The organism is Algoriphagus sp. PAP.12 (assembly GCF_026652115.1).
Lineage (GTDB): Bacteria > Bacteroidota > Bacteroidia > Cytophagales > Cyclobacteriaceae > Algoriphagus.
On sequence record NZ_JAPPSQ010000084.1, the window covers coordinates 1 to 361 of the forward strand.

At 52.4% G+C, this 361-nt stretch carries 1 protein-coding gene; it reads left to right on the top strand.

Features of this window, described 5'->3' with window-relative positions; genetic code table 11:
- Window positions 1–361, top strand: a 361-nt coding sequence (locus tag O0V13_RS21555) for an MBG domain-containing protein (RefSeq protein ID WP_268037082.1), incomplete at both ends; no start/stop codon positions are given.

Genomic DNA, 361 nt, shown 5'->3' on the forward strand with positions numbered 1-361 from the left:
CCTGCCAGGAGGTACTTCAGTTGCCTATACCAACAATGGTAGAACGGATGTGGGAACTCAGGAGGTAACGGCGACAATCACAGGATCGAATTATACGACCTTGGAATTGACAGCGGATCTGACGATCACTGCCAAGGAGATCACGGTGACTGCCGATGCTGGACAGAGCAAGATAGCCGGAGAAGCCGACCCAACCCTGACCTATACAGCAACAGGACTGGCAGAAGGAGAGGGCATGGAAGTCTTCGCTGGATCCCTAAGCAGAGCAGCAGGTGAAGAGGTAGGTATGTATGCGATCACGCAAGGCACCTTAAGCGCCGGAGACAACTATACGATCAACTTTATCGGAGCAGACTTTGAG